The organism is bacterium, assembly GCA_008933615.1.
Classification (GTDB): domain Bacteria; phylum CLD3; class CLD3; order SB21; family SB21; genus SB21.
Genome location: WBUR01000062.1, coordinates 1 through 12,122, shown reverse-complemented (window position 1 = coordinate 12,122; position 12,122 = coordinate 1). Strand labels below are relative to the sequence as shown.

The 12,122-nt window shown below is 43.5% G+C and carries 14 protein-coding genes and 1 pseudogene; all 15 read left to right on the top strand.

Annotated features, from left to right (window positions below; translation table 11 throughout):
- Positions 1-417: HD domain-containing protein (locus tag F9K33_15890; protein ID KAB2877687.1), on the top strand; the 417-nt coding region annotated here is incomplete at its 5' end.
- 6 nt (positions 418-423) lie between these two features.
- Positions 424-840: a hypothetical protein gene (locus F9K33_15885; protein ID KAB2877686.1), complete on the top strand. Its 417-nt coding sequence runs from the start codon at positions 424-426 to the stop codon at positions 838-840.
- Between the two features lie 10 nt (positions 841-850).
- Positions 851-1,330, top strand: a complete 480-nt coding sequence (locus tag F9K33_15880; GenBank protein KAB2877685.1) for a hypothetical protein — start codon at positions 851-853, stop codon at positions 1,328-1,330.
- 8 nt (positions 1,331-1,338) lie between these two features.
- Positions 1,339-2,046, top strand: a complete 708-nt coding sequence (locus F9K33_15875) for an HAD hydrolase-like protein (GenBank protein ID KAB2877684.1) — start codon at positions 1,339-1,341, stop codon at positions 2,044-2,046.
- A 29-nt stretch (positions 2,047-2,075) separates the two neighbouring features.
- Positions 2,076-2,519, top strand: a complete 444-nt coding sequence (queF, locus tag F9K33_15870; protein KAB2877683.1) for an NADPH-dependent 7-cyano-7-deazaguanine reductase QueF — start codon at positions 2,076-2,078, stop codon at positions 2,517-2,519.
- A complete protein-coding gene (locus F9K33_15865) occupies positions 2,516-3,535 on the top strand; it encodes a response regulator (GenBank protein ID KAB2877682.1) in 1,020 nt (339 codons plus the stop codon). The genes queF and F9K33_15865 overlap by 4 nt, the downstream gene beginning before the upstream one ends.
- Before the next feature lie 41 nt (positions 3,536-3,576).
- A complete protein-coding gene (locus F9K33_15860) occupies positions 3,577-4,239 on the top strand; it encodes a TIGR00730 family Rossman fold protein (GenBank protein KAB2877688.1) in 663 nt (220 codons plus the stop codon).
- 79 nt (positions 4,240-4,318) lie between these two features.
- Complete coding sequence (locus F9K33_15855) at positions 4,319-5,914, top strand: methylmalonyl-CoA mutase (GenBank protein KAB2877681.1); 1,596 nt, start codon at positions 4,319-4,321, stop codon at positions 5,912-5,914.
- A gap of 147 nt (positions 5,915-6,061) precedes the next feature.
- Positions 6,062-6,634: a uracil-DNA glycosylase family protein gene (locus tag F9K33_15850; protein ID KAB2877680.1), complete on the top strand. Its 573-nt coding sequence runs from the start codon at positions 6,062-6,064 to the stop codon at positions 6,632-6,634.
- A gap of 167 nt (positions 6,635-6,801) precedes the next feature.
- Positions 6,802-7,248 (top strand): PaaI family thioesterase, encoded by a 447-nt coding sequence (locus F9K33_15845; GenBank protein ID KAB2877679.1) that lies wholly within the window; start codon positions 6,802-6,804, stop codon positions 7,246-7,248.
- A 195-nt stretch (positions 7,249-7,443) separates the two neighbouring features.
- Positions 7,444-8,025: a hypothetical protein gene (locus F9K33_15840; GenBank protein KAB2877678.1), complete on the top strand. Its 582-nt coding sequence runs from the start codon at positions 7,444-7,446 to the stop codon at positions 8,023-8,025.
- 59 nt (positions 8,026-8,084) lie between these two features.
- Positions 8,085-8,177: pseudogene (locus F9K33_15835) on the top strand (VOC family protein).
- A 983-nt stretch (positions 8,178-9,160) separates the two neighbouring features.
- Positions 9,161-9,631, top strand: coding sequence for a hypothetical protein (locus F9K33_15830; GenBank protein ID KAB2877677.1), 471 nt, complete (start codon positions 9,161-9,163; stop codon positions 9,629-9,631).
- 206 nt (positions 9,632-9,837) lie between these two features.
- A complete protein-coding gene (locus F9K33_15825; protein KAB2877676.1) occupies positions 9,838-10,836 on the top strand; it encodes a DUF4238 domain-containing protein in 999 nt (332 codons plus the stop codon).
- A gap of 155 nt (positions 10,837-10,991) precedes the next feature.
- Entirely contained in the window at positions 10,992-11,987 is a 996-nt protein-coding gene (locus tag F9K33_15820; protein KAB2877675.1) for a hypothetical protein, read from the top strand.
- Positions 11,988-12,122: the final 135 nt, after the last annotated feature.

The window sequence follows — 12,122 nt, the reverse complement described above, 5'->3', positions numbered from 1 at the left end:
TCCCGTATCTCCATTATATCGCAGGAACGCATAACGGATGAATTTCTGAAAATACTGGCCGGCCCGAAACCGTCTACAGGACTGCAGTTGCTTAACGACACCGGGCTGCTGCAGCATATTCTTCCCGAATTAGTGGCATTAAACGGCGTAGAGCAGCAACAGGGATTTCTTCACAAGGATGTTTTCAAACATACGCTGAAAGTGGTGGACAATATTTCCGAAATGACGGAAGATATCCGCCTGCGCTTTGCGGCATTGTTCCATGATATTGCAAAACCCAGAACCAAGAAATTTGTTGAAGGCATCGGCTGGACTTTTTACGGGCATGAAGAAGTGGGGTCACGTATGGTGAAGGGCATCGGGAAAAAATTCAAATTGCCCAACGATTTTTATTTATATGTTTCGAAAATTGTATAACTGCATATGCGGCCGATCCAGCTTGTTGATGAAGCCGTGACGGACAGCGCAATTCGGCGCCTGATCTTTGACGGCGGTGAAAATATTGACGAATTGCTCACATTGTGCCGGGCTGATATTACGTCCGGTAATAAGGACCGCGCAAAAAAACATTTGGCCAATTTTGAGCATGTTCTGCAACGCGTCCGAGAAGTTGAGGAAAAGGACAGGCTAAGAGCCTTTCAGCCGCCCATACGCGGAGATGAGATCATGGCGTTGTTTGATCTGCCGCCCGGGAAAAAAGTCGGTATGCTCAAAAAAATGATCGAAGAAGCGATACTTGACGGAATTATTCCGAACGAATACCAGGCCGCATACGATTATCTTATGCAGCGTAAGGACGAGATACTGTCGTCAAACAAAATGCCGGGAGTCAAAAATTAGAATGTAGAAGATGAAACGGGTAGTGTTATTCATAACGATACTAAGCCTTGCTGTGGCATGCCGTTCAAAGAGACAAGTGGTCGAAGGTTCTCCGTTCCTCACCGGTTTTAAATCGATTAAGTGGGGGGCTCCTGCATCGGCTGTTGATTCGCTGGTATCAAAGGATACGACATGGAAAAAGATATCCGGCATTCCCAATCTGGAGACCCAAGGTAAAATTATCGTAGTCAAAGATACGACGCGTGAATATTACCTGGAATTCGACGAAAAGGATCGCTTTTTTTTAATGAATTACATTTCCGGGAAAACCGATCTGGACACCCTGCGCAGCCGCTTGGAGAGATATTATGGAGAACCGGACCGGCTTGAAAAGACAAATAAGAACTATGAAAACTATGCATGGGATATTGAAACGGATTCATTTCATCTTGAAATTCAAATCCTCGTGACGCACAAACAATATGCGCTGAAAGTTATGAATAGAAAGTAAAAAAAAAGATGGCTCAAGAAAAATTAGTTCTTTTCGATATTGACGGAACCCTTATACTATGCGGAAAAGCGCCGCGCCGCGCCATTACCGAGGCAATGAAAACAATTTATGGTACGGCGGGAAACGTTGATCGCTACCCGTTCTCCGGTAAAACCGATACGCAAATCATTTATGATATTATCACAAATGCGGCCATTGACGAAGAGATCGTAAAGAACCGTATGCAAGAGGCATTGGAAAAATACGTGACGACGCTTCAGGCAACCTTGCAGCCTGCTGATATTAAGGTGCTAACCGGTATCCGGGATCTGCTGAAGCAGTTGCACGAACAAACGAAAGTCACGCTGGGACTCCTGACGGGCAATGTTGCGGAAGGAGCGAGAGTTAAACTGACACGCGCCGGCCTTGATTCTTATTTTTTCAACGGGAAAGGTTCGATCGGCGCATTCGGAAGCGATTCGATGAACCGGAACGATCTGCCGGCCATTGCCGTTGAGCGCGCCTATGCTCATACAGGACGGTTGTTTAAAGAAAAAGATATCGTTATAATTGGCGACAGCCCGTATGATGTTCTCTGCGGGAAAAGCCTTAATGTGAAATCCATTGCGGTGGCGACCGGATGGCACAAGATGAATGAATTGCAGGAACATCAGCCGGATTATTATTTTGATGATTTTAGCGATACAAAAAAAGTCGTAGAGAGTATCTTGAACTGAATTTGAGTTGAATTAACTAAGGATAGTCCTTGAAAAAACCGAAAAACAAAACAGTAAAAGATTTTGTAAAAAAACCGGAATTCAAATTCCATTTTGACGGAACCGATGCGATTCGTCCGGATTTGCTGGAAACGTTTGCCTATGCGTATGCGGGCCAGCGCAATGAAGTTACCGTTGAGACGGAGGAATTTACCGCCGTCTGCCCGTGGTCAGGACTGCCCGATTATGCGTTGATCACGGTGAAATACGTTCCGGACAAAAAGATTATCGAACTCCGTTCGTTTAAATATTACTTATACAGTTATCGCAACGTTGGAATTTTTCAGGAACACCTTACCGTGCGTTTACTGGACGATCTGGTCAAAGCATGTTCGCCTTTGGAAATGACCGTCATCACCGACTATAATATTCGCGGCGGTATTCACACCGTATCCCAAGCCTTTTACCAAAAAAAGAAAACAAAAAATAAATGAAACCTGTAAGCCAAAGAGTAACCGCATCGAAAATACTGGTTGTCGACGACAGCGAAGAAATCGTCACGTTGGTAACGGAAATTCTTCAGGACAGCGGTTACAAGACTATCGTTGCGCGTAACGGCAAAGAGGCCCTGAAAATGGTTGAATCGGGAAACCCTGATCTGATCCTGCTCGATGCTATGATGCCTTCGATGGACGGTTATGAAGTGACTCATCTCCTCAAATCACAGGATCGAACGCGGCTCACGCCTATTATCATGTTGACCGGGTTGTCTGATTTTAGCGATAAGATGAAGGGCATCGAATTAGGCGTTGACGATTTTATCGTGAAGCCGTTCAATCATATTGAACTGCTGACGCGCGTGAAATCTCTATTGCGCGTTAAACAATACACCGACGAACTTGAAAATGCGGAAACGGTGATCTTCAGTCTCGCGCTGGCCGTTGAGGCGAAAGATTCCTATACTGAAGGGCATTGTCACCGATTATCGTATTACGGAGCCAAGTTGGCAGAGCATATCGGTTTATCCCAAGATGAAATCAAGGCTGTTCGCCGCGGCGGCGTTTTGCACGACATAGGAAAGATCGCCATTGATGAACGCATCTTGCGAAAACCGGGTTCTTTAACATCCGAGGAATTTACCCTTGTCAAACAACATCCGGTGATAGGTGAAAATATTTGTAAACCGCTCCGTTCGCTTAACAATGTATTACCGATCATACGCAGTCACCAGGAGCGATGGAATGGAAGCGGATATCCGGACGGATTATCCAAGGAGAATATTCCGGTTACTGCGCGCGTGATCATGACCGTCGATCTCTATGACGCACTGACAACGGATCGTCCGTATCGAAAAGCACTACCGGAAGAAGAGGCGTTCCGGATCATGTTTGATGAGGCTGAAAAAGGCTTATGGGACCCCAAAATGATGCAGGAGTTCGTCCAACTCATTAAAAACAACAAAATTGAAAAATTAGTGTCACCGCAAAATTTAAAACAGGAAACATTGTGATCAAAAAACGTTCTAAGCCGGAAAAAAATAACCATCGTCACATGGATGATCTCTCCGAATCCCAGGATAAATCATACCGCAAGGAAGAACCCTGGCGTTTATTCAGAATCATGGCTGAATTTGTTGAAGGTTTTGAATCTATGGAGAAGGTCGGGCCCGCCGTCTCTATTTTTGGTTCTGCCCGAACGGATCGAAAATCTGAAAATTATAAGATTGCGGAAGAACTTGGAAAAGAACTATGCAAGGCAGGCTATGCGGTGATCACCGGCGGAGGGCCTGGTATTATGGAAGCCGCGAATAAAGGCGCGCTTTCGGTGGGCGGGAAATCCATCGGATTGAGTATCGATCTGCCGTTTGAAACAAAATCAAACGACTACCTGAATATGGAGATCTGGTTTAACTATTTTTTTGTGAGAAAAGTGATGTTTGTCAAATACGCCAAAGGTTTTATCGTATTGCCCGGCGGATTTGGCACGCTGGATGAATTTTATGAGGCGTTAACGCTGATTCAAACCGGAAAAATAAAACCGTTTCCGGTAGTATTGATCGGTAAAGCGTATTGGGCCGAATTACTGGAATGGATGAAAAGCACCGTGCTGAAGGAAAAAAACATCAACCCGAATGACCTGAAATTATTTCAGGTCACCGATGATCCTAAAGAGGCCGTGCGGTTCATCAAGAATTTTTACAAAAAGAAAAAGTAATACTCTGCCGCTAAGACATGAGTTTCAAAAGACCATGGTCTTGATGTCAGGTTACAAGAAAAGATGATTTGGAGAAGTTATGGGCGAACAAAAAAAAGAGCAGGAACGGAAAAAAGAATTTCAAACGGATTCAGGAATCGAAATTCCTCGTTATTTGAAAAATTACCCATTCGATTACGATAGTCAATTAGGCGATCCGGGGCATTATCCGTATACGCGCGGCGTGCAGGAAACCATGTACCGCGGCCGTTTTTGGACCATGCGTCAATACGCCGGATTCGGCAACGCGGAAGAATCGAATAAACGGTATAAGTATTTATTGTCGCAGGGAACGATGGGGTTGTCCGTTGCCTTTGATTTGCCGACGCAGATCGGATACGATTGCGATCATACGCTGGCCGATGGAGAAGTGGGCAAGGTTGGCGTGTCCGTATCGTCGTTGGAAGATATGGAAGTGTTATTCGACGGCATTCCGCTCGATAAGATCAGCACGTCCATGACGATTAATTCTACCGCGGCGATTTTGTTATGTTTATACATCGCCGTTGCGAAAAAGCAAGGCGCCGATATTCGAAAGTTATCCGGCACGATCCAAAATGACGTCCTGAAAGAATATATCGCGCGCGGGACGTACATCTATCCGCCGAAGCATTCCATGCGTCTCATCACGGATATTTTCAAATATTGCACGAAAGAATTACCAAAATGGAATATGATCTCGATCAGCGGTTATCATATCCGCGAAGCCGGTTCAACTGCGGTGCAGGAACTGGCATTTACGTTTTCCAATGCGATCGCGTATGTGCAGGCGGCGCTGGATTCCGGCCTCGATGTGGATCAATTCGCATCCCGCCTCAGCTTTTTCTTTAATGCGCACAACAATTTTTTTGAAGAGATCGCAAAATACCGCGCATCGCGCCGTATCTGGGCAAAGATCATGAAAGAACGGTTTCACGCCAAAAACCCGAAAAGCATGACGCTGCGATTTCACACCCAAACCGGCGGGTCCACGCTGACGGCGCAGCAGCCGTATAATAATATTTCCCGCGTCACGATACAGGCGCTCGCGGCGGCGCTCGGCGGAACGCAGAGCTTACATACCAACGGATTCGACGAAGCGCTCGCGCTTCCGACGGAAGCTTCGGCGGAGATTGCATTGCGCACACAGCAGATCGTGGCAAACGAGAGCGGCGCGGCGGACACCGTCGATCCCATGGCCGGAAGTTATTATGTGGAAATGCTGACGGATGAAATCGAGAAAAAAGTTTTTGATTACATCGGGAAGATCGACGACATGGGCGGCGCGATTCATGCGATCGAATCCGGTTTTTTTCAGAACGAGATCGCTTCCGCCGCGTATCAATACCAGCGCTCGATTGAAAAAAAGGAGCGTATGATCGTCGGCGTAAATGATTTTGTTTCCCATCGCGAAAGTCATCCGGATATCATGACGATTGATACGAAAATGGAAGGTATTCAGAAACAGAAAATCGCCGCATTACGAAAAAAACGCGATAACGCTAAAGTGAAAACCAATCTTGAAAAACTCGCATCCGCCTCAACGACCGAGGCCAATCTCCTGCCCATCATTCTCGACTGTGTGGAATCCTATGCTACGCTTGGTGAAATTGCCGATGTGATGAGGAAAGTATTTGGAGAATATCAGGCGGGGTAGGATAATTGTTTATCCGAATGGATCATATTGTTTGCAAGGCATAAGAAGTTTCCGAAGCAGATAACCATGAAACTGTGCCGTGTCTTGCTGATTGCGCTCGCCGCATTTAGCACAACATTTTTAACGAAATATTTGTAACAATGCACAATGAAAAAACTATTAGAGAAAATAAGGAACTGTACGGAGTGTGAAAAACATTTGGAATTAGGTGTTAATCCGATTATCGCCGCAACTGCAAAAAGTAAAATCATCATCATTGGGCAAGCGCCGGGGCGAATTGTTCACAAGACGGGTATTCCCTGGGACGATAAAAGCGGGGACAACCTGCGAAACTGGTTGGGAATGGATAAAGCCTCATTTTACAATGCGGATAACATTGCTTTAATGCCGATGGGGTTTTGTTATCCGGGGACGGGCAAATCGGGTGACTTGCCTCCCAGGCCGGAATGCGCTCCCTTGTGGCATCGAAAACTATTGGCAAAAATGACGCACGCAAAACTCATTTTACTTATTGGGCAGTATGCACAGCATTATTACCTCGGCGAAGTTGCAAAAGACACATTGACGGAAAACGTCAAAAATTTTAGAGCGTATTTACCGAAATATTTTGTCCTGCCGCATCCATCGCCGCGAAACAATATTTGGCAGGCGAAGCATGAGTGGTTCGAGAAAAAAGTTTTGCCCGAATTGAAAAAGCAAATAAAAAATATTTTGAAATAACCGTGCCGGCATCATATAAAGTTATGACGGCCTGACCGCAGCTTCCCTAAATGGGTCATTGACAATGGTCTGACTGGAATTTACCTTTAGCGGATCTTTGACACACTCGAGCGCCGTGGATTCGATTTTTGTAATCGTTTTAAATAATATCCCAACGAACATAACCAATGATCTATACACCAAAAGACAAGGATTATTCAACGAGAGTCAAAGAGAGTTTCGACCGGCAAAATTTCATGAGCCTGATCAACGCGAAGCTTATTAAAACAGAACCCGGGTTTTGTGAGATTCACGTTCCGTATAATATTAACATAACCCAGCAACATTCATTTTTCCATGCAGGCATTGTCGGCACGGTTGCTGACAACGCCGCAGGATATGCTGCCTATTCTTTAATGGACAAGAACTCTTCCATATTAACCGTTGAATTCAAGTTGAACTTAATTTCACCCGCAGACGGGGCATTACTCATTGGACGCTCCCACGTTCTCAAATACGGAAAGACACTTACGGTTTGCCGCTCTGACGTTTTCGTCGTCAAAGACGGAGTTGAAAAAATTTGCGCCGCATCCCAATCGACATTGATCGAATTGCACAACAAAACTGACCACTAATGTCACAAACAAATATTTTAATGTGCTTATCGGGTTTACTCACATACGTCATGGTGAGCGGAGTCGAACCATGACCAAGTTTAGTAAAATCAGTCTTCGACTGCGCTCAGACTGAAGGGTTCTCTTCCATTTGTGAGCCAACCCGATAAGCACATATTTTAATAATAAAGAACAAGCACAAAAAAATAGGACATTATGAAAACATTTTTTGTTCTATCAATAATGGCATTTACATGTGGCCTTTCCGCTCAGGATAAACCTTATTATTACACGATTCCCGAGACCCCAAAAGCCTATACGGCTGCCACCGTGGCTGCGCGGCTGGTGGACGGACTGGGGTTCCGCTATTTCTGGGCGACGGAAGGATTAACGGAAAAAGATCTGGATTTCAAACCGTCGGATTCGGCGCGAACAAGCTACGAAACCTTGCAGCATATCGAAGGACTTACTTCGGTTTTGCTGAATGCCGTCAGCAAACAACCCACCGTCATTTCAACCGAAGAAGAGAAGTTATCGTTCGCTGAGTTAAGAAAAAAAACGCTGATGAATATTCAATCTGCCAGCGAGATTCTTAAAAAACCGGATGCCAACCTGGAAGAATTTGACATGATCTTCAAAAGACCGGATCGAAGCCGATCTTTCCCGTTCTGGAACCTCGTCAACGGCCCCATTTCCGATGCTTTGTGGCACGTAGGCCAGGTGGTGAGTTTTCGCAGATCGTCAGGTAATCCGCTTCCCGAAGGCGTGAATGTGTTGACAGGTAAAAAAACAAACTGAGCTCCTCACGATGCAGGACTTATGGCTGCATGACTCCGGGGACATTATCCTATTATTTGGTTCACATCATGGATCCCGATGGTAATAAGCTCGAACTTTGGGAACCCATCGACAGTATCTTTACAAAAATGGGCGGTAAGACCGCCAAGTAATATCAAGTTCTTCCGGATTTCAGTCCCCCTTGCAAAGTGTCATCCCGAGCCGCGTCGAGGGAGGTGATGCAGGGGGATTTGGTTTTCATTCACTTTGTAAGAGGTTGTTGCAATATATTTTACTTGGTCCATGCTTTGTATTCCCGGCCTCGATAAAAATGCCGAGGAAACCCGAGTTCGCAATATGATCTCAGCGAAAAACGGCTTTCATAAACGTTCAAGTTTGGTCGAACCCGAAGATAGAGAATCGTTTTTCGCCACCGGGAATGCGAATGAGGGTTTAGGCATTTTTATCAAAGCCGAAGTTTTCTTTGGAGCTTTCTTTTTAAAAAGAAAGCGGATATGTGTCTTTAAATACATAACAACTCGTAAATGAAGAAAATACCCAATCCCTTCTTCTTTCTTTTGCTCGTGCAAAAGAAAGAAGGAAAGAAAAGCACGAGGGCTGTTGAAAAAATGCCTAAAATCTCCGCTCAAGCCCTAAACAAAACAAACTCGCCCGCCTTCGGCGGACTCGGACATGTTTTGTTTTTAACGGGCTTTTACTTCGATTTTTTGACGGCATTTTTTCAAAGGCCCGAATCAATACCGACTGGATTTAGTCTAGAAAATAATTTCTGATTCTGTATTCAACGGCCTTGATGAAAATGCTGAAATTTTCTCAGCCGGAGGCCGACCCTGAGAATTTGTCGGTCGCTGAGTTTATCGAAGCGACCGCTGGATCAATAAAAACAGTTTTCAAGCTATCGTTTCGCTCCCTTCGACGCGGCTCAGGGAGCCATTTTCGGCAATTCTGTAACAGCCTCAGCAACGGGAGATTTAGGAGGATTTGTATTTTTAAAAAATACTTAATAATATTCATTGACTAATAACCGCCGGCAACTTAGATTTTCCTGTCTATCTATTGCTCTTTTCTATCTTGGAATTCCAGTCATGAATGATTCAAATTCAAATAATCTCTTCCACAAATCTTTGGACATCCGATGAACGGCGATGTGTCGGAAATGAACGCCCTCCTCGGCGAGATCAAAACCTTTCTGATGAAAAGCCTCGGCGCAAAACATCTGCGTCTCAACGTCATGAGCCCCAAGACCTCAAAATTGCAAATGATCGCTTATACGGACGGATTTGACAGCGAAGAGGTGAAGATCAGTTTGTCAAAAGGGCAGGGATGTTCCGGAAAGGCGTGGAATACGAAGATGGAGGCGATTTCCGACCTGAGAAAAGATGTGCAGTGGATCTCCGACGAGGATCAGAAAAGGGTCAAGAGCGGCCTGAGCGTGATTCTGAGTATTCCGCTGCTCGATCCGGATGAACCGAAACTCAAAAAAGTCATCGGCACTATGACCATCGACAGCACAGAGCATGTCTATGACGCTTTGAAAAAGGCAGTCCCGGTCTTGACGCCGTATGTGCTGAAGATGTCGGCGCTGGTCAAGAAAAGCGGATTGTAGTTTTTTTCTCTATCAATGCTCTTTCTATCGTAGGGAATTTCCAATTATGAAAAATAAAATACGAATATGATAATTTTACACGGCAATTGCGTCAACCATGAAAAAGTATGCGGTTATTTGCAATTTAGTATATTAGTTTATATGTGATCGATATACGCAATTGTTGATATGAATAGTTATGCGTCATCACTATTTCTTTGAACAAAATGTCTACTAAAAAACGACATCATCATTTTATTTCTGACTTCTTAAGTAAGAAATTCAGCCCTAATTCGTCACAAGTATATGTATATGACCACACTACTAAACAAATTAAATTTATATCAAGCCGTGATTTGTTTGTCAGAAAACACTTATATACAATTGAAACAAAAGTAGGAAGAGACTCGAATCTTGTTGAAGATATCTACGAAGAGCGTTTTGAGACGCCCGCCGCCAATACTATCAATAGTCTACTTCGGAAATTGGAAAAAGGTAAATATGAAATGAGTTCTCTAGTTTCTCTTGAGGGTTTTACAAATATTCTCAGATTTTGTATTGCATCAGATTTGCGTACTCCGAATAGATTGATGCAACTCAGGTTAATTGTTATGAGAGGACTCAATACTTTAGCGTTCGCAATGCAGCATGCCAATTTCGATGAGCCTGATGAAACATTGCGTGTAAAAGCCAATCCAGATTATCTGTTGTTAAAAAGCATTGAAAAAATAGATGAAATTGTTAGCTCATGCTTTGAAATGCGATTGCATATTATCCTCAATCGAGACACTGATAAACGATTTGTTTTACCGGATCAACCTGTTGTATTGATTACAAATGAGCCATTTGAATACAAATCGAGTGACCTCCAGATACTTTTTCCTATTTCAAGCCGTGTCCTTTTAATTTTTGACAGAAAAACCAACTCAAATGCGATAATTGAGACGTCGGGCGATGAAGTGGACAAGCTAAACCTTAATATTTGTTCCCGATTCTACAAATATATCGGCTGTGAGTCAGATAGTTACCTCAAGTATTTTACAACCAAATTTGACTTGATAACTCAAAAAATCCCAACTGAAGAAGATTTTGAACGTGAGGTTGAAGCGATTCGCAATGACATAAAAGCTGGTGGAAAAATTGAGCCGGGCTCACGAAGTCGTATCGTACTTTCTAAAGATGGTGTTAAATATTTAAATCTTGGAAAGAAACGTGACGACGCATAACACGCGCACGACATGTTCGCTCAGCGTCGCCAGTATTAGACCCCCGATAGAGATTGTGGGCGTCGCTCGCCAGTAGCTCGCTCACGGTTTGAATATGTTCTTAATTAAATATAAATTCCTCGCGTGCGAGCTACTGCGGGTCGCCGCCGAGCGTTATGCGAGATATCACTGGAGGAACACAAATGATACTCAAAATGGGGTATTTTTTCATTTTATTAAACTTAATCGCTTGCAATTCAAGTAAGGACAGTAATTATCAAATTGTATTTGAAGATGATGGATTAATCACGTTAGTAACTCAAAATGGAGATGGCCTGTTACCCACTTTTAGTGGCGATTTCCCAGAATGGTCACCTGATGGCACACAAATACTGTTTGGAAGAGGTGTGGAAAATCATTACCAGTTATTTTTTTACAATATTGCCACAAAAGAGACTTCGCAATTGACGAACAATCCAGCCCATGGTTATTTGTACCCATATTATTCTCCAACTGGCCAAAATATAATTTATTGGGATGAGATGCTATTTCGTCGATTGAATCCCCTGACTGGCGATGATATAGTTTTATTAGACTCTCAATATTATAGCAGTCCCTCACTTTCAACTCTAGATACAGCTGTTGCTTTTGTCTCAACTCAAGATGGCCAACCAGATATTTACAAAATGACAATTCAGATGACAGGCAAAACCAGATTAACGACCAATCCCGATCTTGACCTTAACCCTAAATGGTCTCCGAAAGGTGATAAAATAGCTTTTTTCACAAACCGCGATAATGCACGCCACCTTTACATTATGAATCCTGACGGTTCTAATCAACAAGATGTTACTGTTGTTGGAAATATTGATTTTGATTGGTTTCCAGATGGATCTGGATTTGCCTTTGTGGTCAACGATGAGATTTATACTATTAATGTAGATGGAAGCGGGATAAAGCGATTAACTTATACCGAAGTCGGAGTAAATGATCGTCCGCGAGTTTCACGAGACGGTAAATACATTGTTTTTGAACACGTTCAGGGTTTTTATGGCTCTGAAATTCAGGTTATCGGAACCAATGGTAAAGGTCTAAAAACTATCAGTCATGAGATTGATGGAAGATGGCCAAGTTGGGCAAGATGGTCACCAATAAAATTCAGCGGTGATTAAGTGATACCTCGCATAACATCTTTAAAAAGTACTTTGTCAATAAAAAAAAGATTTCCATAAGAGTTTTTTACTCTTTTTTTTGAAAAACTACAAATCGGAGAGAATCACTTACGAAATCAACTAACTCGGGTACAG